The 24,987-nt window shown below is 62.5% G+C and carries 21 protein-coding genes and 1 pseudogene; 17 read left to right on the top strand and 5 right to left on the bottom strand.

Annotated elements, in window-relative coordinates; genetic code table 11:
- Window positions 1–81 precede the first annotated feature (81 nt).
- The 6 genes from DY468_RS06215 to DY468_RS06190 all read left to right on the top strand — a co-directional run bounded on the left by DY468_RS06215 (window position 82) and on the right by DY468_RS06190 (window position 6,307).
- On the top strand, window positions 82–927 hold the full coding sequence (locus DY468_RS06215; RefSeq protein WP_164603404.1) for a uroporphyrinogen-III synthase: 846 nt from the start codon (window positions 82–84) through the stop codon (window positions 925–927).
- Between the two features lie 268 nt (window positions 928–1,195).
- Window positions 1,196–2,428, top strand: a complete 1,233-nt coding sequence (locus tag DY468_RS06210; protein WP_164603402.1) for a branched-chain amino acid ABC transporter substrate-binding protein — start codon at window positions 1,196–1,198, stop codon at window positions 2,426–2,428.
- A 186-nt stretch (window positions 2,429–2,614) separates the two neighbouring features.
- A complete protein-coding gene (locus DY468_RS06205; protein ID WP_164603400.1) occupies window positions 2,615–3,562 on the top strand; it encodes a branched-chain amino acid ABC transporter permease in 948 nt (315 codons plus the stop codon).
- Window positions 3,559–4,863: a branched-chain amino acid ABC transporter permease gene (locus DY468_RS06200; protein ID WP_164603398.1), complete on the top strand. Its 1,305-nt coding sequence runs from the start codon at window positions 3,559–3,561 to the stop codon at window positions 4,861–4,863. Before DY468_RS06205 ends, DY468_RS06200 begins: the two co-directional genes overlap by 4 nt.
- Window positions 4,860–5,609, top strand: a complete 750-nt coding sequence (locus DY468_RS06195) for an ABC transporter ATP-binding protein (protein ID WP_164603396.1) — start codon at window positions 4,860–4,862, stop codon at window positions 5,607–5,609. The genes DY468_RS06200 and DY468_RS06195 overlap by 4 nt, the downstream gene beginning before the upstream one ends.
- A 2-nt stretch (window positions 5,610–5,611) precedes the next feature.
- Window positions 5,612–6,307, top strand: coding sequence for an ABC transporter ATP-binding protein (locus DY468_RS06190; RefSeq protein ID WP_164603448.1), 696 nt, complete (start codon window positions 5,612–5,614; stop codon window positions 6,305–6,307).
- A 78-nt stretch (window positions 6,308–6,385) separates the two neighbouring features.
- Here the strand turns inward: DY468_RS06190 and tcmP are convergent, their stop codons facing one another.
- Both tcmP and DY468_RS06180 read right to left on the bottom strand, forming a co-directional pair.
- The gene (gene tcmP / locus DY468_RS06185) at window positions 6,386–7,255 is read right to left on the bottom strand and encodes a three-Cys-motif partner protein TcmP (protein WP_164603394.1); all 870 of its coding nucleotides are present in this window, start codon (window positions 7,253–7,255) and stop codon (window positions 6,386–6,388) included.
- 31 nt (window positions 7,256–7,286) lie between these two features.
- Window positions 7,287–8,153 (bottom strand): DUF5131 family protein, encoded by an 867-nt coding sequence (locus DY468_RS06180; protein WP_164603392.1) that lies wholly within the window; start codon window positions 8,151–8,153, stop codon window positions 7,287–7,289.
- A 143-nt stretch (window positions 8,154–8,296) separates the two neighbouring features.
- On the opposite strand from DY468_RS06180, the pseudogene DY468_RS06175 reads away from it, so the two are divergent.
- The 11 genes and pseudogenes from DY468_RS06175 to DY468_RS06125 all read left to right on the top strand — a co-directional run.
- Window positions 8,297–8,479 (top strand): annotated as a pseudogene (locus DY468_RS06175) (ABC transporter ATP-binding protein); the annotation flags it as partial.
- A gap of 102 nt (window positions 8,480–8,581) precedes the next feature.
- On the top strand, window positions 8,582–9,016 hold the full coding sequence (locus DY468_RS06170; protein WP_164603390.1) for a MerR family transcriptional regulator: 435 nt from the start codon (window positions 8,582–8,584) through the stop codon (window positions 9,014–9,016).
- Entirely contained in the window at window positions 8,949–9,365 is a 417-nt protein-coding gene (locus DY468_RS06165) for a carboxymuconolactone decarboxylase family protein (RefSeq protein ID WP_164603386.1), read from the top strand. The genes DY468_RS06170 and DY468_RS06165 overlap by 68 nt, the downstream gene beginning before the upstream one ends.
- A 195-nt stretch (window positions 9,366–9,560) precedes the next feature.
- On the top strand, window positions 9,561–10,163 hold the full coding sequence (locus DY468_RS06160) for a hypothetical protein (RefSeq protein WP_164603384.1): 603 nt from the start codon (window positions 9,561–9,563) through the stop codon (window positions 10,161–10,163).
- Window positions 10,164–10,270: 107 nt separating this feature from the next.
- Complete coding sequence (locus DY468_RS06155) at window positions 10,271–12,193, top strand: glycosyltransferase family 39 protein (RefSeq protein WP_164603382.1); 1,923 nt, start codon at window positions 10,271–10,273, stop codon at window positions 12,191–12,193.
- A 285-nt stretch (window positions 12,194–12,478) separates the two neighbouring features.
- Window positions 12,479–13,306 (top strand): ABC transporter ATP-binding protein, encoded by an 828-nt coding sequence (locus DY468_RS06150; RefSeq protein WP_164603380.1) that lies wholly within the window; start codon window positions 12,479–12,481, stop codon window positions 13,304–13,306.
- Window positions 13,303–15,234: a long-chain fatty acid--CoA ligase gene (locus DY468_RS06145; RefSeq protein WP_164603378.1), complete on the top strand. Its 1,932-nt coding sequence runs from the start codon at window positions 13,303–13,305 to the stop codon at window positions 15,232–15,234. Before DY468_RS06150 ends, DY468_RS06145 begins: the two co-directional genes overlap by 4 nt.
- Before the next feature lie 202 nt (window positions 15,235–15,436).
- Window positions 15,437–16,330, top strand: coding sequence for a branched-chain amino acid ABC transporter permease (locus tag DY468_RS06140; RefSeq protein WP_164603376.1), 894 nt, complete (start codon window positions 15,437–15,439; stop codon window positions 16,328–16,330).
- Between the two features lie 163 nt (window positions 16,331–16,493).
- Window positions 16,494–17,567, top strand: a complete 1,074-nt coding sequence (locus tag DY468_RS06135) for a branched-chain amino acid ABC transporter permease (RefSeq protein ID WP_164603374.1) — start codon at window positions 16,494–16,496, stop codon at window positions 17,565–17,567.
- Window positions 17,568–17,624: 57 nt separating this feature from the next.
- Window positions 17,625–18,905: an ABC transporter substrate-binding protein gene (locus DY468_RS06130; RefSeq protein WP_164603372.1), complete on the top strand. Its 1,281-nt coding sequence runs from the start codon at window positions 17,625–17,627 to the stop codon at window positions 18,903–18,905.
- 251 nt (window positions 18,906–19,156) lie between these two features.
- Entirely contained in the window at window positions 19,157–19,999 is an 843-nt protein-coding gene (locus DY468_RS06125; RefSeq protein WP_164603370.1) for an ABC transporter ATP-binding protein, read from the top strand.
- A 370-nt stretch (window positions 20,000–20,369) separates the two neighbouring features.
- On the opposite strand, the gene DY468_RS24965 is transcribed toward DY468_RS06125, so the two are convergent.
- The 3 genes from DY468_RS24965 to DY468_RS06110 are packed head-to-tail and all read right to left on the bottom strand — an operon-like array spanning window position 20,370 to window position 24,769.
- The gene (locus DY468_RS24965; protein ID WP_164603369.1) at window positions 20,370–21,968 is read right to left on the bottom strand and encodes an O-antigen ligase family protein; all 1,599 of its coding nucleotides are present in this window, start codon (window positions 21,966–21,968) and stop codon (window positions 20,370–20,372) included.
- Window positions 21,969–21,998: 30 nt separating this feature from the next.
- Window positions 21,999–23,861: an asparagine synthase (glutamine-hydrolyzing) gene (gene asnB, locus DY468_RS06115; protein WP_164603368.1), complete on the bottom strand. Its 1,863-nt coding sequence runs from the start codon at window positions 23,859–23,861 to the stop codon at window positions 21,999–22,001.
- Window positions 23,861–24,769: a glycosyltransferase gene (locus DY468_RS06110; RefSeq protein ID WP_164603367.1), complete on the bottom strand. Its 909-nt coding sequence runs from the start codon at window positions 24,767–24,769 to the stop codon at window positions 23,861–23,863. Before DY468_RS06110 ends, asnB begins: the two co-directional genes overlap by 1 nt.
- Window positions 24,770–24,987: the final 218 nt, after the last annotated feature.

Raw genomic sequence — 24,987 nt, 5'->3', positions numbered from 1 at the left:
TGTAGCACCGCCGGATCGCTTGCGCCAATCCCGCCGACCGGCGCAAGATGCCCAGACAATGGGCGAAGGACGAGAGATTCCATGGCCGAGCGGCTCCAAGGCACCCGTATCCTGATCCTGGAGACGCGCGAAGAGGCCCAATTCGCCCGGCTACTGACCGACCAGGGCGCCGATGTCCTGCAGTGTCCGATGTTCCAAATCTGCGATGCGCCGGACCCGGCGCCGGTGTCGGCGTGGATCGACAGGCTGATCGCCGCACCGTTCGACGATCTGGTGCTGCTGACCGGCGAAGGGCTGCGTCGGCTGACCAAGCTCGCTTGTGCAACCGGCCGCGAGCACGCTTTCGTCGCGGCCGTCGGCCGCACGCGAACCTTCATTCGCGGCCCCAAGCCCGGCCGTGCGCTCCGCGAGATCGGACTCGAACCGCAGGTGACGGCTGAAGCGCCGACGTCCGGCGGCGTCGCCGCGACACTCAGGCGTCACGATCTGGCGGGTCACCGCGTCGGCGTGCAGCTTTATCCGGAACGCGATCACACCGAACTGCTCGACGCCATCGCGGGCCAAGGCGCCACTGTCGATGCGGTGCTGCCTTATGCCTACGACGCCCGCGCCGCCGAGCACACAGTGGTCACGGCGATCGAGGAGATGGCGCAGGGCCGTGTCGATGCGCTGGCGCTGACCAGCTCCGGACAGGTGCGCAGACTGTTCGACGTCGCGCGGGCGCACCGTTGCGACGATCGCTTGCGCGAGGCTCTGCGCATCACGCCGATCGCATCGGTGGGCCCGGTGGTGACGGAGGAGCTCGCCGCACACGGCTTTGCACCGACCATCACGCCGGCCAACGAGGCGTTCTTCATGAAGCCGCTGATCAGCGCGATGATCGTCACCCTCGGAGGTCGCACGACGCGTGATGCTGCCGCACGTTGACGCGCGCGTTTCCCCAGATGTCGCAACATCTCGACACCTGAACATTCCATAGGGCGGAACTCGAAAAAGAGAGGCGACGTTCATCTTCCGGGCGGCACGGCGCGTGGTTAAGCAACTAGCTACCGATCACGAGTCGCTCCGCTTTTTGTCACTCACCACATTCGACTTATTTCCACCAATCACCAGACGGCGGTTGAAACGCATGACTGATCTGCGCTAACACCGAAACCAACGATCAAACGAACAAGCTCCAGGGAGGACTAATAAGATGCGAAAGACTCTGCTCGCAGCCGTTGCCATCGCATTGCCGATGCTCGGCTCAGTGGCGGCCGCGCAAGAGACCGTGAAGATCGGCTACATCGATCCGTTGTCCGGCGGCGGCGCCAGCGTTGGTGAAGGCGGCCTGAAGACCTTCCAGTATCTCGCCGATGAACTCAACGCCAAGGGCGGTATCCTCGGAAAGAAGGTCGAGATCGTTCCGCTCGACAACAAGACGAACCCGCAGGAAAGCCTGATTCAGGCCCAAAAAGCGATCGACGCCGGCGTGCGTTACGTCACCCAGGGCAACGGCTCGTCGGTCGCGGGCGCCCTGTCGGACTTCATCACCAAATACAACGAGCGCAATCCCGGCAAGGAAGTGCTGTACTTCAACTACGCCGCGGTCGATCCGATCCTGACCAACGACAAATGCAGCTTTGCGCATTTCCGCTGGGATGCGAACTCCGACATCAAGATGGAGGCGCTAACCAACTACATGAAGGACACGCCTGCGATCAAAAAGGTCTACCTGATCAATCAGGACTACTCCTTCGGTCAGTCGGTGCGCTCGACCGCACGGGCGATGCTGGCGAAGAAGCGCCCGGACATTCAGATCGTCGGCGACGAGCTGCATCCGCTGCTGAAGATCACCGACTTCGCACCCTATATCGCCAAGATCCAGGCGTCCGGCGCCGACTCCGTCGTCACCGGCAACTGGGGCCAGGACATCGCGCTGCTGCTGAAGGCGGCCGCCGACGCCGGTCTCAAGGTCAACTGGTACACCTACTACGCCGGCGGCGCCGGCGGCCCGACCGCGATCAAGCAGGCCGGCCTCGACCACAAGGTGTTTCAGATCACCGAGGGCTTCGCCAACGTCGACCACAAGGCGTCTCAGGATTACGAGAAGGCATTCCGCGCCAAGGTCGGCCTGAGCCTTTGGTATCCGCGCGCGGTCAATGAAATGCGGATGTTCGCGGCGGCCGCCGAGAAGGCCAAGTCGCTCGACCCGATCAAGGTCGGCAAGGCGCTGGAAGGCATGAAGTTCGAAGTTCTGGACGGCGGTGAAGGCTTCATGCGTGCCGACGACCACCAGTTCTTCCAGCCGATCTACATCTCCTCGTTCGGCGAGATCAAGCCGGGCCAGTTCGATGAAGAAAACACCGGCTGGGGCTGGACCCAGGTCGCGAAGGTCGACACGCCGCAGACCATCGTGCCGACCACCTGCAAGATGGACCGGCCGTAAGGCTCGCACGTCGCTCCTCCCTCTCCCCGCTTGCGGGGAGAGGGGCGGGGTGAGGGGGCGCCTCTACACGACGCAACGTCCGCGCTCTGTCGAGACGCCCCCTCACCCGGATTGCTGCGCAATTCGACCTCTCCCCGCAGCGGGGAGAGGTGACCCTCGACCATCCCCTCAGTTGCAGGCAAAAACGTGCTCGAGCTGATCGTCATCTCCACCCTCAACGGCGTCCTGTACGGCATGCTGCTGTTCCTGATGGCGAGCGGCCTGACGGTGATCTTCAGCATGCTCGGGGTGTTGAACTTCGCGCATGCGAGCTTCTACATGCTCGGCGCGTTCTTCGGATTCCAGATCAGCCGCTGGTTCGGGTTCTGGCCCGCGCTGCTGATTGCCCCGCTGCTCGCCGGTGCGATCGGCGCCGCCGTCGAACGCTTCGGTCTGCGCCGCGTCCACAAGAACGGCCACGTCGCCGAGCTCTTGTTCACCTTCGGCCTCGCTTTCGCGATCGAAGAAATCGTCGGCATCATCTGGGGCAAGGTTCCGGTCGATTATCGGCAACCCGATATTCTGGACTTCCCGGCGTTCACGATCTTCTCGACCAACTATCCCGCCTACAAGATGTTCATGCTGGCGGTGTCGGTCGTGATCTTCATCGCGCTGTTGCTGGCGCTGAAGAGAACCCGGATCGGTCTGATCGTGCAGGCGGCGCTGACCCACCCGCACATGGTCGGCCATCTCGGTCACAACGTCGAACGCATCTTCATGCTGGTGTTCGGGGTCGGCACCGCGCTCGCCGCCGTCGCCGGCGTAATCGCCGGTCCGTCGCTGGTGACGCAGTCGAACATGGCGGCACTGCTCGGCCCGATCCTGTTCGTCGTCGTGGTGGTCGGCGGGCTCGGCTCGCTGCCCGGCGCGTTCATCGCCTCGCTGCTGATCGGGCTGCTGCAGACCTTCGCGGTCTCGATCAACGGCTCGCTCGCCTCGCTGTTCGGCCCGCTCGGTCCCGACCTCGCGGCCACCTGGCTCAACGACATCTGGAACGTCACGATCGCGCAGATCGCGCCCATCATGCCGTATCTGCTGCTCGTGCTCATTCTGATCTTCCGGCCGATGGGGCTGTTGGGAACCCGCGAAACATGACCGACCTCGCCTCATCCAGCGTCGCGCCGCCCCGGCCGACGCTGTCCGACCGCATGAAATTCTACGGGATCTGGATCCTCACCGGGCTGGTGCTCCTGGTGTTGCCGAAGGTGTTCTCCTCCGGCGGCTCGATGACGACATTCAGCCTGGTCGGCATATCGATCATCTTCGCGCTGTCGTACAATATCCTGCTCGGCCAAACCGGCATGCTGTCGTTCGGCCACGCGGTGTACTACGGCCTCGGCGGCTTCCTCGCGATCCATGCCATCAACATCGTCGGCTTCCACAAATGGCCGATCCCGCTGCCGCTGATGCCGCTGATCGGCGGGGTGGCCGGATTGTTCTTCGCCGCCCTGATCGGCTGGGTGATGACGCAGCGGTCCGGCACCGCGTTTGCAATGATCTCGCTCGGCCTCGCCGAGCTGGTCGCCTCCTCGGCATTGATCCTGCGCAGCTTCTTCGGCGGCGAAGCCGGCATTTCGGCCAACCGCACCAAACTGTTCAAGGTGTTCGGGCTGTCGTTCGGACCTCAGATCCAGATCTATTATCTGATCGCCGCCTGGACGCTGATCGCGATCATCGCGATGTATGCACTGACCCGCACCCCGCTGGGCCGGATGTGCAACGCGGTGCGCGACAACCCGGAACGGGTGCAGTTCGTCGGCTACGATCCGCATGTTGTGCGCTATATCGCCTTCTGCTTCTCCGGCTTCTTTGCCGGCATCGCCGGTGCGCTGGCGGCGATCAACTTCGAGATCGCCAATTCGGCCTATCTCGGCGCGGTGCAGTCCGGCACCGTGCTGTTCGCCGCCTATATCGGCGGCATCGGATTCTTCATCGGTCCGATCGTTGGTGCGATCTTCGTCACCGTCCTGTCGCTCGGCCTGTCCGACCTCACACAGGTGTGGCAGCTCTATTTCGGCCTGTTCTTCATCGCCGTGGTGCTGTTCGCTCCCGGCGGCATCACCGGCCTGTTGATGATGCACCGGCCGCTGGTCCGCGCCGGGATGCTGAGCCGGATGCTGCCGAGTTACGCGATGGCCGCGCTGCCGACCCTGGCGCTGTGCGTCGGCTTGATGCTGATGATCGAGACCATCGTGCACTACACGGTCAATCCCAACGAGGATCCGCACATCCAGGCGTTCGGCATCCCGTTCGACGCCGCCAGCCCGATAACCTGGGTGACCGCGGCCGTGCTGATCGTCGGCGGCTTCCTGCTCGCGCGGCGGGCCTGGAGCCGGGTCGGCGAGACCTGGGACACCACCCTCACCGCCGCCCGCGCCAAGGTTCACGCCCTATGAGCACCGCGATCGAACTCCGCGGCGTCGAAAAGAGCTTCGGCGTCACCAAGGTCATCCAGAACATCAATTTGACGATCGCCCAGGGCGAGAGGCATGCCCTCATCGGCCCGAACGGCGCCGGCAAATCGACCACCTTCAACCTGATCAGCGGCTATATGCGCCCGACCACGGGCAGTATCCTGCTGCGCGGCGAAGAGATCGCCGGCATGAAGCCGTTCCAGATCAACCGCCGCAGACTGTCCCGCTCGTTCCAGGTCACCAACGTGTTCGCCAACATGACGGTGTGGGAAAATCTCCGCTGCGCCGTGCTGTGGGCGACCGGGCACCGCTACGCGTTCTGGAAGAACATCGACAACCTGCCGGTGGTCCGCGAGCGTACCGCGCAAATTCTCGAGGACATCCACCTCACCTCGCGCCGCGACGTGCCGGCGGGTCTGCTCACCTATGCCGAGCAGCGCGCGCTCGAGATCGGCATCACCATCGCCGGCGGCGCCGACGTGATCCTGCTCGACGAGCCGACCGCCGGCATGAGCAACGCCGAGACCGAACGCGCCGTGACCCTGATCCGCCGCCTCACCGAAGGCCGCACGCTGCTGATCGTCGAACACGACATGAGCGTGGTGTTCGGCCTCGCCGACCGGATCTCGGTGCTGGTCTACGGCCAGATCATCGCTTCGGGCACGCCGGACGAGATCCGCGGCAATCTGAAGGTCAAGGAAGCCTATCTCGGCGAGGAAGCGGCCTGATGATGCTCGAGATCAAGGATCTCCACGCCTATTACGGCAAGAGCCACATCCTGCAGGGCGTCGATATGCACATCGACGCCGGCGAGGTCGTCAGCCTGCTCGGCCGCAACGGCGTCGGCCGTTCCACCACCGTCAAGGCGATCATGGGCGAGGTGCCGCCACACGGCCACATCCTGTTCAAGGGCAAGAATATCGCCGGGCTGCCGAGCTACAAGATCGCGCATCTCGGGCTCGGCTACGTCCCCGAGCACCGCGACATCTTCCCGGGCCTAACGGTCCGGCAGAACCTGATGCTCGGCATCAAGAACCCGCGCAATCCTGGCAAATGGAAGCTGGAGGACATGCTCGACATGTTCTCCAACCTCAAAGCCCGTGCCGATACTCCTGCTGGCGTGCTGTCGGGCGGCGAAAAGCAGATGCTGACGATCTGCCGGACGCTGATGGGGGATCCCGAGCTGGTGATGATCGACGAGCCGACCGAAGGGCTGGCCCCAATCATCGTCCAGCAGGTCGGCGACCTGATCGCCGAAATCGCCCGCCGCGGCGTCGCCATCCTGCTGGTCGAGCAGAAACTGTCGATCGCAATGCGGATCTCGCATCGGGTCTATGTCATGGGCCACGGCAAGATCGTGTTCGAAGGCAGCCCCGACGATCTCAAGGCCAACTCCGCCGTCCGCAAGGAATGGTTGGAGGTCTGAGGTGAGGCCTGCCGAAGCGCATTTCTCAGGGAGAGACTGCTAGCCGACTCAATTCTTCTGCGTGACAGTGATCTTCTTCTAAATCTTCTGGAAAGTCGTGACGCCAAACATTTCCTGCTGCACCTCAGCCAAATCTTCCTTTGGTTGATTTGCTTTTCGGTAGGCTCGACTCATCAGTTTTGGCGCTTCGTCATGATCCGATGCGTGGATCATGTGGTACATCACACGCTTGGCTCCGGCCTCCTTGTTGTAGATGGGCCAAGCATGAGCGTGCTTGTATCCTAGCTCCTCCTTAAATCGATCGGCGAAGAGAAGCGCACGATCAAAAGATCGCATGGTAGCTAGCACCGCCCAATCGTCGCGCCCCCACCACTTGCGAATATTCTGCATATTACGGGTGGTGCCCGCTATAGCTCGTTCCAGCCACCCGGTTGCCAGGAAGTAGAACAGTTCGATCTTGTTGCCCTTCTTGTGAGCAGCAAGCTTCTGGACCGAAACCCATTCACACTCAAACGTATGCTGATCGAGCAAGCAAAACGTCGCCATTTTCTCGGTTATTTCCCCATTGGCGAGAATGCCGTCCAGGTTCCGATTGAAATCACCTGGAACTACCGTGATTGCTCGCCCCTTTTGCTTGCAAGCTGCGGCCAGATGGTAGAGTTGAGGGAGTTTTTCCCTATCCTGCTCACAGAGCCAGAATTTTCGGAGAAACGGCGGCTTCGATTCCAAAACCAACTTTGCGGCCCAAGCATCGTGCTTGTCCGGATATTGAGGGCCTGCAAACCCGTCGATGTAGGCTCCATGCTTCGTAATCATTACGAAGTAATAAAGATATCGCTCGATCAGCTTCGACTTGTTTTCGGTCCAGATCGGGCGGTCTGGTGTTCGAAATCTAATCGGCTTATCGGTAATCGGTAACTTATCGAAAAGATCGTATTGACGGCTCATAAGTAATATTGGGGAACGACATCAATTCCCGTCAAGCAGCCTCTGTCGACAACGCACGAGATTCTGGGAAGACGCGGTAAAGGCGTCCATCGAGCATTCCTCCCCCCTTACCGTTCTCAGGCGGGTCAATGAGCATTGCCTCTCGCTCCGATAAATTGTCTTCTAAAACCAGCGGGTTGTTGGCGTATCGCCCCCACTGTTTGAGGAAGGGGGCAACACCGTATTTCTGACATTCCGCGATTGCTTCTCGAACCCATGCCGGCTTCGTCGGCCGTGTGCGGTCCAGCGCAACTCCACTTTCCCCGCCGATTATCAGCCAATCCGGCACTTGATTACGGACGGACAATCTCCCGATTGGCCCCATGGCAGGTTCATAGCTTATAAAATGAACGACAGCCGGAATCCTCAGCAGATGTTTAGCGCGCTGCTGGTACGCCGCTGCATCCTCTGCCGTGGTCCCCAACCAAACGTTCTCGTAGCCGATCCCCCAATCTGCAGGGAGCATCTTCTGGATATTTTGAGGCCGTTTGGTCAGAAGCTGCCAATCCAATTGGCCACACTCGCGAATCAATTGCCAAAGGTCACTACGCCAGACGGGATCAACTTGATTATCGAAGACGTCGGCGAGAGAAGCGCAGAAAACCCGCCTTCGTCGACCGCGCTCAGCTAGAAAGTCAGCGCCTCGCGCATTCCACTTTCTCGCCTCGTTCCAGTAGGCTTCCGTGGTCCTTCGTCGTGGATGATTGCCCCATTTGACGTGGCCGCTGCGTTTCGACCAACTCTCCGCGTAGCAGAAGTCGCACGCTGATGGAGCGCCTTGTGGTCGATCGATCTTCGTGCACCCGACCCACGGATTGAACGTCGAATCGGTCCACTCGATTGAAGAGAGCTTTGCCATCCCGAATCCTCTTACAATTGCAAGAGAATCTCACAATCTCTTAGATTTGGTTATCGGCTATTTTGGGATAGAATCCTAAATTCGGAAAGAGCTATTGCCCTTCTCTCTCCCCCTAGGAGTCTGTGGAGGCTAAAGCGGAACCCGACCTGATCGCCGAAATCGCCCGCCGCGGCGTCGCCATCCTGCTGGTCGAGCAGAAGCTGTCGATCGCAATGCGGATCTCGCATCGGGTCTATGTGATGGGCCACGGCAAGATCGTGTTCGAAGGCAGCCCCGACGATCTGAAGGCCAACTCCGCCGTCCGCAAGGAGTGGCTGGAGGTCTGAGCCCCGAGTCCCTGACGCCAACTCCGTCCGCTCGCGGTTGCGCTTGACTTAGAGCACGCTCTAACCTGTAGCAACGGAGCGTCGTGACGGACAGAGCGGGCCATGAAGATCGGAGACCTCGCCAGGCGAACCGGACTGTCGGCCCACACGCTGCGTTATTACGAGCGGATCGGGCTGTTGCCCCGCGCCTCTCGCGATTCATCCGGCCAGCGCGACTACGACGCGTCGATCCTGATCTGGATCGAGTTTCTTGGTCGACTCAAGACTACCGGGATGCCGATCCGGGACATGCTGGCTTACGCCAGACTGCGCGCACGCGGAGCTGCAACCGAAGACGCCCGTCGCGTCCTGCTGCAGCAGCACCGTGACAAGGTTCAGGCGCATGTCGCCGAACTTCAGGCCTGCCTGACCGTCCTCGACACCAAGATCGCCGGCTATGCGGCCGGCGCCAGCAAGGTGGAGACAGACGATGACGCAACAGCTATCCGACCAGCACGAAAGATTCGAGCGCGGCCTGCGCGCGCTGTCGACGATTGACGGCGAGGCCGGCCACAAGGTCGTCGATTCACTGGCCGACATTGCGCCGGATTTCGCCCGCTATCTGATCGAGTTTCCGTTCGGCGACATCTACAGCCGCCCCGGACTTGACCTGCGCGCACGCGAGATCGCGACCATCGCCGCGCTGACCGCGATGGGCAACGCCACGCCGCAGCTCAAGGTTCACATCCAGGCCGGCCTGAATGTCGGGCTCAGCCGCGACGAAATCAGCGAAATCATCATGCAGATGGCGGTGTATGCCGGCTTCCCGGCGGCGCTGAACGGTCTGTTCGCCGCCAAGGAGGTGTTCGCCGCCCGCGCTGCGGCGGGCCAGGACGCCCCAGCCTGATCGATCCCTGTCATGCCGTGGTCGCCCGGCGGACAACACCGCCCGTGGCAACAGTCCCCGTCATTGCGGATGCAGCGAGACAGCCCAGCAACCGGGCGCGATGACGCCGGGGTGTCACGTTCTCGCGCGTCACCTTCCTGACAGATGGTTTCCAGGCTACCATTTGGGCCCACTCGCTGATCGATTGTGAGCCTGATGCTGCCACCTGCCCTGATGCGCGCCGCCGACTGGTTTCGCGCCTACGCCGACAATTCCGATCCGCTCGCTGCCGCCGGCAATCTGGTAGCTCTGGTGCTGGCCGGCAACGGACCGTTCTATCCACTCTACGTCGCCTTCGTGGCCGGCACCGGCGGAATGCCGTGGCTGCTGCTGACGCTGTTGTCGTTTCCGCTGTTCCTCGCCGTGCCGGCCCTGGCGCGGGCCCATTCGCGGCTCGGACGGGTGACGCTGTCCTTGGTCGCGACCGGAAACACCATCTTCTGCACCTGGCTGCTCGGCGTGCCCTCGGGCGTCGAGTTGTTTTTGCTGCCTTGCGCAATGCTCGCCAGCGTCCTGTTCCGTCCCAGCGAACGGCTGTTGATGCTGCCGCTGGCGGGCCTGCCGGTCGCGGCCTATCTGTTCCTGCACAATCGCTACGAGCCGCCGCCGCACAGCTACCAACCGGCCGAATACGCCGGCCTGCTGTCGATGAACGCGTTCAGCGCCGCGATGATCTCGATCTTCATCGGGATGGTGTTCTCGCGGCTGTTCACAGAACCGAGCGGCCACTCATCCAGCGCACCATTCTCCCGCCACTGACAGAGAATTCGAGAAACATCCCCGCCTTATCACCGTCGCCTCGGGCGTGATATCAGATGATTGCGGCCGCCCACATTGCAGCGGCGCCGCCATCGCTGGGGATATCGATGGTCTATGTTGGGCGGCAGGACGACGGAACGACCTATAGGCCGGCAGACGCGCCGGTTTCGGCGATCGGCACGGCTCGCCGTTGGCCCGAGACAGCCGCATTCCTGATCGTGCTCGCCGCGGCGATCGGCATCGCCGGGGCAATGTACGCAAGCTACGATCACGCGCCCGACCTGCTATGGCGTGGCTTCTACCACGACCGCAACTCGCACTACAGTTTCGGGCTCGATCTGGCGCTGGCAACCCGCGGCCTCGAGCCTGGATGGTTCTTCAGCGAGCTCGAGAAGGCCAAGGTCTGGCCCCCCTTCCACGGACTGGTGCTCGCCGGGGTATTGCTGCTCGGCGGCATCGACCATCGCCTCGGCGTCGTGCCGAGCCTGATCGGCTGGGTGATGACGATCGCCTTCGTCTGGCTGATCGCACGCCGGCTGTTCGCCGACCGCTCAAGCGGCCTGTTCGCCGCTGCGGTCGCCGTGATTTTCACCGCTGCCAGCCCGACCTTCCGCCTGATCAGCACCGACGTCATGCTGGAAGGGCTCGGCGCCGGACTGTCGGCGGCCGGCCTGTGGGCGTATCTGCGCGCCGAGACCAAGCCGGATTTGCCCGGACGCTGGCGGCTTCTGGCACTGATCCTGACCGTACTGTTCTTTCACAAGGGCAACTATTGGGGACTGCTGATCGCACCGCTGGCGGTAGCCTACGCCACCAGCCATTGGCGGGAGATGGCCACAGGGGTTCGAACGGTCTGGGCGGCAACAAATCCCAGGACGGCACTCAAAGCGACTGTCGGCTCGCCGCTGCTGATTCTGGCAGCCGTGGTGACCGTCTTGGTGGCGACGATCTACGCGCGGGGGCCAATGGCGCTGGACCTGTTCGGCCGCTCGGTATCGCTGTATCCGCCGGAGAACCTGACCACCCTGGCCTACGCGCTGGTGTTTCTATGGTGGTCGCTCACTTGGCTCCGGCATCGCGGCGCGATCGATCGCACGCTCGGCACCGCCGGACGGGCAATACTGTATTGGCACCTGACGCCGATCGCGATCTCGTTTCTGCTGCCGCATCGGCTATCGAAATTTCTATGGTTCGTCGGCCCGGCCAACAACGCCGACCCCAATTACAGCCTGATCAAGGGAGTCCAATTCTATTGGACCGTGTTTGCCGATGGCTTCCATCAGGTGCCCTGGCTCGCGCCGATCGTCATCGCGCTGGCATTGATCGGCGCGATCGCGATCCCGAAGCTGACGCCCGGCGCACGCGCCGTGTTCCTGTTTGCCCTGCTGGCCTGGATCGGCGTGATCGTGCATCCGCAGCACCAGGGCCGTTTCATGTCGACCTGGGTATTCGCGGTGTGGATCTGCGCCGGTACGGGCGCTGGCGTCCTGCTCTCACTGACCCGTGCGTGGCTGTCACCGGTTTGGCGCGGCGCGGTAGCCGCCGTGCTGGCTGCGGCGCTGCTCGCCGTCAACCTGGCCTGGCCGACGCCGAGAGCGGCGGCGGTCTACGCTCTGCAGGACGCCTCCGGCCCAAGCGATCTCGAACTGATCCGCCCTTATCTGGCGGAACTCGACGGCGCGCATGAGGTCGCGATGTTCACCACATTTGGCATGAGCAAGCTGTTCGCCTGGGTGATCCGCGAGCACTGCCGCTGCCACACCATCGTCGACGATCCGTTTATTGCAGGCGTCACCTCGCGCGAGGCGGCGCGGGCGTTGATGGCCGACCGTATCGGACATGCGACCGCCGATGTCGTCGTGACGATCGATGCGCCTCACAGCCGCGACGAAAGCCCTGCGTTCGGATGGGTTCATGCCAACATGGTCGGCATCATCGACGCCATGGCTGAGCAGACCCGCTATGTTCGTGGAAACAGCTATGCGCTCCCGATCGGAGATGCGACGGCCACGATCTGGCGCCGCCGTTAGCAAACGGATTGCTGCAACGCGACAAGTACCGCAGTCCCTGCGGCATCCGGTCGCTCATCCGCCGATTCGTCAGCGTCCCCTGGTAACGACAGCGGTCTTTGTCCGCAGGCTTGCGTCGAGTCTCTCTTCCAAAACTCAAATAGTCGAATATCGTTGGTCTGGTCGCCAGAATAGGCTTAGCTGAGCGACGGAATCGCCTGGCAACAAGGCGAGCCTCAAAGAACGCTGCGGCATCAGATCCAGGCGCGAGCAACGCGCCGGCCGGTGTCCGGGAGGAAATCGGGCTTGGAACACGCATTGGAAGTGCGCAATGTCTCCTTGCGCTTTGGCGGCGTCCGCGCGCTGAGCGAGGTGAGCTTTGCCGTGAATCACGGTGAGCTGTTTTCGATCATTGGACCGAACGGCGCCGGCAAGACCTCCGTCGTCAATTGCATTTCCGGCCGCTACCAGCCGAGCGAAGGCCAACTGTTTTACCATGGCCACGACATCACCGGCCTGAAGCCGAACGCCCGCGCGTCGCTCGGCATCGGTCGCACCTTCCAGAATCTCGCGCTGTTTCACCACATGAGCGTGCTCGACAACATCATGGTCGGGCGCCACCACCTCCTCAAAAACAACTTCCTGACCGGCGCGCTGTACTGGTTTGGCGCACGCCGCGAGGAGCTCGTTCACCGCCAGAAGGTCGAAGAGATCATCGACTTTCTCGACCTGCAGTCGGTGCGCAAGGCGACCGCCGGTACCCTGTCCTACGGCCTGCGCAAGCGTGTCGAGCTCGCCCGTGCGATGGCGCTGGAGCCAACGCTGATCCTGCTCGACGAGCCGATGGCCGGCATGAACTTCGAAGAGAAGGAGGACATGGCCCGCTACATCGTCGACCTCAACGAAGAGTTCGGCATGACGGTGGTGATGATCGAACACGACATGGGCGTGGTGATGGACATCTCCAACCGCGTCGTGGTGCTGGATTTCGGCCGCAAAATCGCCGAGGGCGATCCAGCCGAGGTGCTGGCCGATCCGCACGTCAAGCGCGCTTATCTCGGCGAAGAGGACGAGGTGCTGGTCGATCCTGACGATGCGCCGGATCATCCGACGGCGGCGGAGCGCGTGGCATGATGGACTATGCCGGCCGCGTCGCGGCAGCCGACACCTTCCCGAAGTTGCTGCGGCTCAACGCAAAGGAATTCGGGACCGATATCGCATTGCGCGAAAAGGATCTCGGGCTGTGGCGGGTGTTCACCTGGGCCGATTATCAGGCCCGCGTGCACGACTTCGCGCTCGGCATGATCGAACTCGGCCTCGACCGCGGCGACGTGATCGGCATCATCGGCGACAATCGGCCCGACTGGGTCGCGGCCGAAATCGCCGCGCATGCGATCGGCGGCCTCAGCCTCGGTCTGTACCGCGACGTGCTCGATGAGGAGGCCGACTATCTGCTCAACTACGGCGAGGCCAAGCTGGTGTTCGCCGAGGATGAGGAGCAGGTCGACAAACTGCTCGGCCTCGCCGACCGCGCGCCGCATCTGAAGCACATCGTCTATTCCGATCCGCGCGGGATGCGGAAATACGACGATCCGCGGCTGCTGCCGGCCGATCAGCTCGCCAAGCTGGGTCGCGATCGCGCCGGCCGGGAGCCGGGCCTGTACGACCGGCTGGTCGACGCCACGCAAGGCGAGGACGTCGCGATCCTCTGCACCACCTCGGGCACCACCGCGCATCCCAAGCTGGCGATGCTGGCTGCGGGGCGCGTGCTCAAGCATTGCGCGACCTATCTCAGTTTCGATCCGAAGGGGCCTAACGACGAATACGTCTCGGTACTGCCGCTGCCCTGGATCATGGAGCAGGTCTATGCACTCGGCAAAGGGCTGCTGTGCCGGATGAAGGTCAACTTCGTCGAAGAGCCCGACACGATGATGAACGATTTCCGCGAGATCGCGCCCACCTTCGTGCTGTTCGCGCCAAGGGTCTGGGAAGGCATCGCCGCCGACGTCCGTGCCCGGGTGATGGACGCCTCGCCGCTGAAGCAGCGACTTTACAACGCCGGCATGAGGGCCGGGCTGGCTGCGCTCGACCAGGGCCAGCATTCGGCGTTCGCCGACGCGGTGCTGTTCCGCGCGCTGCGCGACCGGCTCGGCTTCACGCGGCTGCGCTCAGCCGCAACCGGCGGCGCCGCACTCGGCCCGGACACCTTCCGGTTCTTCCGCGCCATGGGGGTGCCGCTGCGCACGCTGTACGGGCAGACCGAACTGCTCGGCGCCTACACGCTGCACAAGCCGGACGCGGTCGATCCCGACACCACCGGTGTGCCGATGGGCGCCGAGATCGAGATCAAGGTCCTGAACCCGGATGTCCAGGGCATCGGCGAAGTGGTGGTACGCCACCCCAATATGTTCCTCGGCTACTACAAGAACCCGGAAGCCTCGACCGCCGACATCAAGGACGGCTGGATGCATTCCGGCGACGCCGGCTATTTCAACGGCGCCGGCCAGCTCGTCATCATCGACCGCATCAAGGACCTCGCCGAGCTGTCGCATGGCGAACGGTTCTCACCGCAATACATCGAGAACAAGCTGAAGTTCTCGCCCTACGTCGCCGAGGCGGTGATCCTCGGCGCCGGCCGCGACATGCTGGCGGCGATGATCTGCATCCGCTACTCGATCATCTCGAAATGGGCGGAGAAGAAGCGGATCGCCTTCACCACCTATTCGGACCTCGCCTCCCGTCCCGAAGTGTACGAGCTGCTGCGCCGCGAGGTCGAAACCGTCAACGCCACGCTGCCGCCGGCGCAGCGGATCGCCCGCTTCCTGCTGCTCTACAAGGAACTGGATGCCGACGATGGCGAACTGACCCGCACCCGCAAGGTCCGCCGCAGCGTGATCAGCGACAAATACGCCGACATCATCGACGGCATCTATGGCGGCAAGAGCGACATCCCGGTCGACACCACCATCAAATTCCAGGACGGCACGACGCAGCGGATCAGGACGTCGTTGAAGGTAGTGGACCTCGGCGGCAGCGCCGCGCACGCGGAGGCGGCGGAATGAGCGCTGTGAGTCTCACGCCGGCGCCGATGGCGGCGCCCTCTCCCCTTGTGGGAGAGGGCAGCCTCGGCATCGGCCCGATTGACGGCCGGATGAGGGGTTGCGCGCGACCTCGACGCCCCCTCACCCGCCCTCGCTTCGCTCGGGCACCCTCTCCCACAAGGGGAGAGGGAAGAATGGCATCCCTCGCTGGCGGTCACGCAAGATGAACTCGCACCTCCTGATCCAGTTGCTCGTCAACGGCCTCGTGGTCGGCACGCTGTACGGCGTCGTCGCGATGAGTTTCGTGCTGATCTACAAGGCCACCCAGGTGGTCAACTTCGCGCAGGGCGAACTGCTGCTGATCGGCGCGTGGGTATGCTGGACGCTGCTGGCGAAATATCAGCTGCCGTTCTCGGTCGGCATGCCGATCACGCTGGTGTTCATGTTCATCTTTGGCATCGCGGTGCAGATCATCGTGCTGCGGCCGATGATCGGCGAGCCGATCATTTCGGTGATCATGGTGACGATCGCGCTGTCGACCGTGTTCCAGGCGGCGCTGAAGTGGATCTACGGCGTCAACCCGCAGCCCTTCCCGCAGATCTTCACCACCCAATCGATCTCGATCGGCGGCCTGCAGATCCAGACCGTCTATGTGATGAGCCTCGTCGTCTCTGTCGCGATGATGATCGGCATGGCGTGGTTCTTCAAAGTGTCGAAATACGGCCTCGCGATGCGCGCCACCGCGTTCAACCAGCAGGTCGCGCAGTCGCTCGGCATTTCGGTGAAGAGCGTGTTCGCGATGGCCTGGGCGATCTCGGCCACCGTTTCGGCGGTCGCCGGCGTCGTCGTCGCTGTGGTCAACGGCGTGTCGTCCGGCCTGTCGGCCTACGGCATCAAAGTGTTTCCGGCCGCGATCCTCGGCGGCCTCGACTCGATCGGTGGCGCGGTGCTCGGCGGCATCATCATCGGCTTGCTTGAGAACATCGCCCAGTACGTCGACAGCGAATATCTGCACTGGGGCAATCTCTACGAAATCGCGCCGTTCTACGTGCTGATCATCATCCTGATGATCAAGCCCTACGGCCTGTTCGGCACCAAGGACATCGAGCGGATATGAGCTTAGGCGCGGACCGAGACAGAACAGCTCATGGTTCGAGACGCGCGGCGTGCCGCCGCGCTCCTCACCATGAGGGCAGCCTCATCCCGAGGAGCCCGGTGAAGCCCGGAGGGCGAAACCGGGCGCGTCGAAGGATGATTTGGAAGGCTGGAGGCTTCTAAAGATGGCGAATGCTTCCCTGATCCCCGCCGGCGATTTCCGCACCTCCTACGCCGCCGACACCACGATTTTCCCGACGAAGACCAGCCGCAACATGGCGATCCTGGGCGTGGTGCTGGTGTGCTTCGCGCCGCTGGTGCTGTCGGGCTATTGGCTGACCATCCTGATCCAGATCGGCATCTTCGGCATCGCCGCGCTCGGGCTGAACATCCTGGTCGGCTTCACCGGCCAGATTTCGATTGGCCACGCCGCGTTCTTCCTGCTCGGCGCCTACAGCTCGGCTTATCTGAACAACCACTTCCAGATCCCGGTGTTCTTCGCGATTCCGCTCGCCGGCCTCGTCACCGCGCTGGTCGGGCTGGTGTTCGGCGTGCCGGCAGCGCGGCTGAAGGGGCTGTATCTCGTCATCGCCACGCTGGCGGCGCAATACATCCTGATCGACTTCTTCTCGCGCGCCGAATGGTTCTCCGGCGGCTCGGTGCCGGCGATGGCCAATCCGTTCTCGCTGTTCGGCTACGTCCTGCAGGGCGACAAGCAGTATTTCTACGTCGTGCTGGCGTATCTCCTGGTCAGCTATATCCTGGTGACCAACCTGATGCGGACCCGCGACGGCCGCGCGCTGGTGGCGGTGCGCGACCATTATCTCTCGGCCGAGATCATGGGCATCAACCTCACCAAATATCGCACGCTGTCGTTCGCGCTCGCGGCGTTCTTCGCCGGCATCGCCGGCGCGCTGTACGCGCACTACCAGCTGGTGGTCTCCAACGAAGGCTTCGGCATCGAGCGCTCGATCCTGTTCCTGGCGATGATCATCATCGGCGGCATCGGCTCGATCTCGGGCACGCTGATGGGCACCGCCTTCGTGGTGCTGCTGCCGGAGACGATGGAATGGCTCAGCAGCGGCCTGAAAGGCAGCGCGGTCGACCAGACGCTGGGGCTGAACAACAACCTGACCTTCCTGCGCGAAATCGCAATCGGCTTGATCATCATCCTGTTCCTGGTGTTCGAGCCCGATGGGCTGGCGCACCGCTGGCGGCAGATCAAGGCGTATTGGAAACTCTACCCGTTCTCGCATTGAGCGCGTGAACGGACGGACCACAAGACGGCAATAAAAACGACACTGGAGGAGAACACCATGACGATGAAATCCCTGCTCAGCAGCGCCGCGCTGGCGCTGGTGATCGCCGGCGCCTCCGCGACCGCGCAGGCGCAGATCGCGATCGGCCACCTCGCCGATTATTCGGGCGGCACCTCGGACGTGGGTACGCCCTACGGCCAAGCGGTCGCCGACACCTTCGCCTGGGTCAACAAGAACGGCGGCGTCGCCGGCAAGCAGCTGAACGTCGACACCAACGATTACGGCTACCAGGTGCCGCGCGCGATCGCGCTGTACAAGAAATGGTCGGGCGGCGACAAGGTCGCGGCGATCATGGGATGGGGCACCGCCGATACCGAAGCGCTCACCGGCTTTCTCGCCAACGACAAGATCCCCGACCTGTCCGGCTCTTACGCGGCCGCGCTGACCGATCCGGAAGGCACCAGCGGCAAGGCCAAGCCTGCCCCCTACAATTTCTTCTACGGCCCGTCCTATTCCGACGCGCTGCGCGCCGAGCTGATGTGGGCCGCGGAAGACTGGAAGGCCAAGGGCAAATCCGGCGCGCCGAAATTCGTCCACATGGGCGCCAACCATCCCTACCCCAACGCTCCGAAGGCCGCCGGCGAAGCGATGGCCAAGGAGCTCGGCTTCGAAGTGCTGCCGCCGCTGGTGTTCGCGCTGGCGCCGGGCGACTACTCGGCGCAGTGCCTCAGCCTCAAGAGCTCGGGCGCAAACTACGCCTATCTCGGTAACACCGCAGCCTCCAACATTTCGGTGATGAAGGCCTGCAAGGCGGCCGGAGTCGACGTCCAGTTCATGAGCAACGTCTGGGGCATGGACGAGAACGCCGCCAAGACCGCCGGCGATGCCGCCGACGGCGTGATCTTCCCGCTGCGCACCGCCGTGGCCTGGGGCGGTAACGCGCCCGGCATGAAGACGGTGGAGGCGATCTCAAAGATGTCCGATCCCAGCGGCAGCGCCTATCGGCCGGTGCACTACGTCGCCGGCGTGTGCTCGGCGCTGTACATGAAGGAGGCGATCGAATGGGCCGCCAACAACGGCGGCGCCACCGGTGAGAACGTCGCCAAGGGCTTCTATCAGAAGACCGACTGGGTGCCGGCCGGGATGGACGGCGTCTGCAACCCGTCGACCTGGACCGCCAAGGACCACCGCGGCACCATGAAGATCGACCTCTACCGCGCCAAGGTGTCAGGCACGACCGACGGCGACCTCAAGGACCTGATCGCCAAGGGCACCATCAAGCTCGAAAAGGTCAAGACCGTCGACCTGCCGCGCAAGCCGGAATGGGCCGGGTGGTGAGCTAACGCGGCCGTGGCGGACGCCGCGGCTGAGCACAGCATTGGTGCCGCGTCCGCCTGAAGCCGCGGCGCCACACCACAAACAACCGTCATCCCCCGCGCATGCGGGGACCCAGTACGCCGCAGCGTCGCGTTTGGATTATCGGCACTCTGGAATACTGGGTTGCCCGCTTTCGCGGGCGATGACGGCAGTCGTTGGGGTTTAGACTGCGCAACCATCAAGTTCAGCGAGTTCGAGAACGTAGGACCACCATGACCGAAGCCGCCGAACTTCACCCTCCGCAGGCCGGAGCCTCCACGGCGCCAGCCCCGCTGCTGAGCGTCCGCAACATCGAGGTCGTCTATGACGACGTCATCCTGGTGCTGCGCGGACTCAGCCTCGACGTCCCGCAGGGCTCGATCGTGGCTCTGCTGGGCGCCAACGGCGCCGGCAAGTCGACGACGCTGAAAGCGATCTCCGGTCTTTTGAAAACCGAAGACGGCGAGGTCACCCGCGGCGAGATCGTGTTCGATGGGGAGCGGATCGACGGCACCGATCCGGACAAGATCGTCCGCCGCGGCATCTTCCAGGTGATGGAAGGCCGCCGCATCGTCTCCGACATGACGTCGCTGGAAAACCTGCGGCTCGGCGCGTTCACCCGCAGCGACCGCGAGGTCGGCCGCGACATCGAGATGGTCTACAATTATTTCCCGCGGCTGAAGGAGCGCACCGGCCTCGCCGGCTACCTGTCGGGCGGCGAGCAGCAGATGCTGGCGATCGGTCGCGCCCTGATGGCCCGGCCCAAGATGATTCTGATGGACGAGCCCTCAATGGGCCTCTCCCCGCTCTTGGTGAAGGAGGTGTTCTCGATCATCCAGCAGATCAACCGCGACCTCGGCGTCACCATCCTCCTGGTCGAACAAAACGCCCGCGCTGCGCTCTCCGTCGCCAGCCACGGCTACATCATGGAACAAGGCAAGGTCGTCCTCGACGGCACCGCCGACGAACTCCGCGACAACGAAGACGTCAAGGAATTCTACCTCGGCGGCGCCGGCGACCAGCGCAAGAGCTTCAAGAACTTGAAGAGTTTCAAGCGGAGGAAGAGGTGGTTGTGAGGGGATGGTGACGGGGTGCCGACCGGATCGATCCTGGTCGTTCAAACTTGTGTGGCCCCACTCACTCACCCAGCCGAGGCCAGAGTCAGGATTTCCGATCGGGGCGGGCGCGCCGGTTGAACAATAGCTGTTCTGGGGAATGCTGCCGACCGTCCGTTGCCAAGCCGGCGCGCTCGCGCCGCTCTCAACCAGCGACGATGGCCTCAGCTCGATAAAGGCGTAGGACCATCGCAGGCGAACAAATCTAAATCACAAAGATCCGGCCATCATTCGCGTGTGGGATCGGCAATTCCGTACAAGGCGACGAGAAACGAACAAGATCATGTCCAGACGCGCATGAAACACCACCGCGCGTCCTGAATTCCCTCCCTCAAGGTCGACGCGCGACGTCCGCCAAACCAAGTGCGGCAGATGATCTGGCTCCGATATGGAGGGGCGGTCGACGGGCCGTAAAACATACAACAGCCGTGCAAAGCATCAGCACAAGCCCCATACCCACACCCCAATTCCACGGATTATAAGTAATAATCACCGGGCCAAACGCCAATAGCGCAACCAAGAGCATTCTCGCCGCAAATGAATCCGGCCTCCCGCTTGCAGCGCTTCTGAGCAAGCCACCCACAAGCAAAACGAAGAAAGCGACCAACACGGCGGCACCCAACCACCCCGTTTCGGCCCAAACATTCATGAGGAAATTATGCGGCTCCGGAAATCCACTGGTACGATATCCTCCAGTTCCAGGACCGAGACCAATTAGCTGAGCGATAGGCGATGAATGATTCATCTTCCTGATCGTGTCCATGGCGAGCGGCGTTCGATCGGCGACAGACAGAAACCGATCCGAAATGTCCCTGCTCGGATCAACCTGCGTTGTGTAGAATCTTTCAACGGCAGACGGCAACGATTGATAGAAAAAGCCGACGAAGTAGGCTGCGACCGACGATGGTATCATTGAAAGAGCAACCCGCCGTGTCGCCGGGCTCGCAAACACCAGAGCCAACAACACAACAGGGAAAACCAGTCGCGCGGTTCTACTTCCAGTCGCCATCATCAGCCATGGCATCGTCTGCAAATATACAACAACAGCCCAACCGATGGCCGCCGACGGCAACAACCACCCCCCCTTGGAACAAGGCAATACGGCGTTTCGATAAGCCCAGAGCAATACTAACGGCACGGAAATGAGAAACAGCATTCCGAGCGAGACCGGCCCCGACAACAGCGATTTGTATTTGTCATAGTAGCCAAACCCAAAAACCGTGTCGTTTCCCTCCGAGACAGGAATGTAGAAAAGCAGCGGAATCGCCACCAAGGCAACGATTGCCTGCCCACCGATTCCCCAAACAAAGCCGTCCAGCAAGCCCACAAAGCGCTTCTCGGATTTTTCCGGATCAACCGAGATCGCGTACAACAGAAGCGCAAAGGAGCCGAACAACACCAGGTAAGCGACACCTACCTTGAGCTGCCATATATTCTGGAAAGTCGTGAAACTAACGACCGTCGAGACCACGCAGACCGCAATAAAAAGCAGAAAAGTCATTCCCCAGAGCGGTACTGAGCGCAACGGGACGAGCCGGAACGCCCCAATCGAGACGGAAACCAACCAGACGAGCACGACCAGATGGGTGTAATCCCTCAGAAACGGCAAGAAGGGCAGTAGAGGAACTGTTCCCAAGGAGATCGACAGGCCAGCCAGCCAAGCCAATCGGTCATCTCTACCGATGAGCAACAGAGCCGGCACCGCCATTGCCAACATAACTGGAATTCTAAGAATCAGAGGCACCGGATCGGCGGCGCCATCCTTCCCCCAGTCAGCGTAGGAAGATCTTAGGAAGCACCACGCAAGGGCCGCCGCAAAGAGCCAGCAACAAAGGATCAGCTTTCCAGCACCTCGATCCAAAAACGACAGGTTCGGCTCAGATACTAGCGAGGCGTCGATCGGAACTGGAAATGCACCCTCCTGTCGCACTGCTGGATCCTCCCTGGCATGGACCTAGAGCTAAGTCCTTGATTGCAGCTTCCGCCTATTCCATTTTAGCAAGACGTAACACGACCAAAGCAACTGTGATCTGTCGGCGCGTCCGCAGCGATGCTCTTCCGCGAACTCGTCGATCGCCTTTGTATTCAGGACAGACTGCTGCCGGGCCAGTTCGAGCAGTTCATCCCGCATCCTGCCTGACTTCATCCATTTACGGATAGGCAGCAAGAAGCCCTTTTTACCGCGCCCGAGCACGTCGGCCGGCAGCAAATCACAAAATGCCTCGCGTAGAATGTGCTTGCGCGAGCGCCCCGATATCAAGAACTCCTGCGGTAAATCAAGCGCGAACTGGACCAGGTGAGAATCCAGGAACGGTAGACGCACTTCCAGGCCGTACTGCATGCTGGCGAGGTCGACTTTCTTCAGCATGTCGGCAGACAGGTTGAAACTGATGTCTGTCGTGAGAATGTCGCGGAGCGTTCTTAGATCAAAATTGACCAGCTGCTCCGGAAGCGCGGAGGCCTCAGCTCGCGAAAAGCCGAGCTGCTCGATCTGTTCCGGCGTCGCGTAGGACCGCCACGAAAGATACTCCGACGCCGACGTGCGCCGCAAATGCATGCGAAAGAACGCCGCAGCGCGAAGCAGACCGTTGTCGATCGCAGTGGGATTACCATGAATCGGGACTAACTGGGCCAGCGTTTTAAGCCAACCCGGGATGCGAGCACTCATCAGCATCGCAGAATAAACGCCGTAGCCACCGAAGAGCTCGTCGGCACCGTCGCCGCCGAGAATTACCTTCTCGTCGACCTGCGCACACAGGAATGCGGTTGGAATCAGCGAGGCATCGGCATAGGGCTCCCCCAGCAACGCCAGCGTGCGATCGATGAATCCCGCAAGGCGATCTTCCGTCACGTCGATGACGTGATGCTCGATCTGCGGGTAGCGCGCTGCCAGCGAACGCGCGAACTGCGACTCGTCGAACGCCGGGTCTTCCGGAAACCCGACCGAATAGGCGGCGATCCCGCCGCTCGATGATTGCGCGGCGATCGCCGATATGATCGAAGAATCCAGCCCGCCGCTGAGGAAGGTCGCGATCGGCACGTCGGATGCGGCCAATCGCTGCTCGACCGACGCCGTCAGTCGGCGGCGTAGTTCTGCCTTCGCTCCCTCGAAACTCGGCTCACCGCTGCGACGCTGCGGCGCCATCGCGGCCGGCAGCTGATAGTAGCAGCCCTCGCGCGTCTCCCAGCGGTCGAGATCGAGTTGCAGCCAATGGGCAGGGCGCAGCTGTCGCATCCCGCGATACGGCGATGCCGGCGCGGGCAGATAGGAAAACCGGAACAGCCACGGCAGCGTGCTGCGATCGACCTCGAGCCCGTCGCCCGCCAGGATCTCGATCGGCGGAATCTCGGATGCAAATAGCAGCCTGTCGGCATCCGCGTAATACACCATCGGCTTTTCGCCATAGCGGTCGCGCGCCAGCGTCAGCATCCGCCGGTCGCGATCCCAGATCGCGAACGAAAACATGCCTTCCAGACGCGGCAGGCATTCAAGCCCGTCGAGCGCGAACGATGCCAGCAGCACCTCGGTGTCGGATTCGGTGCGGAATGTGACGCCGCGTTTGACGAGATCATCGCGCAAGTCGCGGTAATTGTAGATCTCGCCGTTGAACACGATGCTGAGCGCACCGGCATGCATCGGCTGTGTCGAGCGCGGATCGAGGTCGATGATGCTCAGTCGCCTGTGCCCGAGAAACACGCCCGGCTCGTGATGCTGAGCCTCGGCATCTGGGCCGCGATGCGCGAGCGCGCCGAGCGCGGCCGCCGCCACCCCAGGCGCGAGAGGATTTGCCCGTCGCCACACGCCTCCGACCAGACCGCACATCAGGAGTCGGCCAAGAGTCGGCGGAACAGCGCATGGTAGCGCGCGGCATTTGCTTCAGTCGAATACTCGCGCTCGACGCGCAGACGCGCGGCGGCGCCGAGCTTGCGTCGCAAATTGATATCGTCGATCAGTTTCAACAGTGGGTCGACCATTGCCCCCGGACGGCGTTCGACGATGAATCCAGTCTCGCCTTCGCGGTGGCATTCGGTCACGCCAGGTGCGTCCACCACCACGCTTGGCAGACCAAGCGTCATCGCTTCCAGGACCGCGTTGCTCATACCCTCGATCTCCGAGGCGTGGACGAAGATGTCGCTGTCGACCAGCCGGCAGGTGATGTCCGGAACGTGGCCGATGAATCTTACCTTCTCATTGATACCCAGCTTGGCAGCCTGATTGATCAGATTCTGATGTTCCGGCCCGTCGCCGGCAATAATTAGCTCAGCACTGGGTCTTTGCTGCAACACGCGCGCGAACTCATCAAGCAGAAACGCCTGCGCCTTGTGTTTCAGCAGCCGTGCAGAAGAGATCAGCCTGACGCCCCCCGCCGCAGGCGTGCGTTCGCAACGCTCCGCGGCGGCGACGAATGCCTGCCAGTCTATGCCGTTCTCGAGGGTCACGACCTCGCCGCGGCGAACCAGCGATGTCAGAGAATCTGCGGTCGCCACCGAAACACCGGCGACGGCGTCGAACGGCCGGTACAGCAGCTTGAAGATCGGATGCGACCCCGCCTCCGACTTGGTTCCGCGATGCACGTAGACGAACTTCATGCCGCGCAGCAACCACGCCGCCGGCCAGCACGCTGCAGCGGCCTGGACGCCGTGCACGACGCAGATCCGGTGCCCGCCGGTCGCCAGCAGCCACAGCATGCGCAATTGCAGGATCGGCAGCAGCGCGAGCAGCACCAGCATCTCGCTGCGCAGTGACGGAAACACCGGAGCGCGGAATGGAAATACCATCCGCTGCCGCAACTGCGGAATCCGCGCGAAATACGCGGTGCAGTCGGGATTGTCGTACAGCGAATAGAACGTGTTCTGGTAGTTCACGCCATCCTCGGCGGCGAACAGCCGCGCCAGTTGCCGCTCCCCGCCGTGCACGCCGTAGGTCCGCAATACGTGGGCAATGGAAA

Origin of the sequence: Rhodopseudomonas sp. BR0M22, from assembly GCF_010907035.1 — a bacterium.
Taxonomy (GTDB): Bacteria; Pseudomonadota; Alphaproteobacteria; order Rhizobiales; family Xanthobacteraceae; genus Rhodopseudomonas.
This window is presented reverse-complemented; position numbering and strand designations above follow the sequence as displayed.

Coding starts and splice junctions, on each gene's coding strand:
- DY468_RS06165 (WP_164603386.1), top strand. CDS start 8,949: ATGACGCAACAGCTATCCGACCAGCACGAAAGATTCGAGCGCGGCCTG.
- DY468_RS06200 (WP_164603398.1), top strand. CDS start 3,559: ATGACCGACCTCGCCTCATCCAGCGTCGCGCCGCCCCGGCCGACGCTG.
- DY468_RS06190 (WP_164603448.1), top strand. CDS start 5,612: ATGCTCGAGATCAAGGATCTCCACGCCTATTACGGCAAGAGCCACATC.
- tcmP (WP_164603394.1), bottom strand. CDS start 7,255: ATGAGCCGTCAATACGATCTTTTCGATAAGTTACCGATTACCGATAAG.
- asnB (WP_164603368.1), bottom strand. CDS start 23,861: ATGTGCGGTCTGGTCGGAGGCGTGTGGCGACGGGCAAATCCTCTCGCG.
- DY468_RS06130 (WP_164603372.1), top strand. CDS start 17,625: ATGACGATGAAATCCCTGCTCAGCAGCGCCGCGCTGGCGCTGGTGATC.
- DY468_RS06180 (WP_164603392.1), bottom strand. CDS start 8,153: ATGGCAAAGCTCTCTTCAATCGAGTGGACCGATTCGACGTTCAATCCG.
- DY468_RS06210 (WP_164603402.1), top strand. CDS start 1,196: ATGCGAAAGACTCTGCTCGCAGCCGTTGCCATCGCATTGCCGATGCTC.
- DY468_RS06170 (WP_164603390.1), top strand. CDS start 8,582: ATGAAGATCGGAGACCTCGCCAGGCGAACCGGACTGTCGGCCCACACG.
- DY468_RS06140 (WP_164603376.1), top strand. CDS start 15,437: ATGAACTCGCACCTCCTGATCCAGTTGCTCGTCAACGGCCTCGTGGTC.
- DY468_RS06160 (WP_164603384.1), top strand. CDS start 9,561: ATGCTGCCACCTGCCCTGATGCGCGCCGCCGACTGGTTTCGCGCCTAC.
- DY468_RS06215 (WP_164603404.1), top strand. CDS start 82: ATGGCCGAGCGGCTCCAAGGCACCCGTATCCTGATCCTGGAGACGCGC.
- DY468_RS06125 (WP_164603370.1), top strand. CDS start 19,157: ATGACCGAAGCCGCCGAACTTCACCCTCCGCAGGCCGGAGCCTCCACG.
- DY468_RS06110 (WP_164603367.1), bottom strand. CDS start 24,769: ATGCTGGTGCTGCTCGCGCTGCTGCCGATCCTGCAATTGCGCATGCTG.
- DY468_RS06145 (WP_164603378.1), top strand. CDS start 13,303: ATGATGGACTATGCCGGCCGCGTCGCGGCAGCCGACACCTTCCCGAAG.
- DY468_RS06155 (WP_164603382.1), top strand. CDS start 10,271: ATGGTCTATGTTGGGCGGCAGGACGACGGAACGACCTATAGGCCGGCA.
- DY468_RS06195 (WP_164603396.1), top strand. CDS start 4,860: ATGAGCACCGCGATCGAACTCCGCGGCGTCGAAAAGAGCTTCGGCGTC.
- DY468_RS06135 (WP_164603374.1), top strand. CDS start 16,494: ATGGCGAATGCTTCCCTGATCCCCGCCGGCGATTTCCGCACCTCCTAC.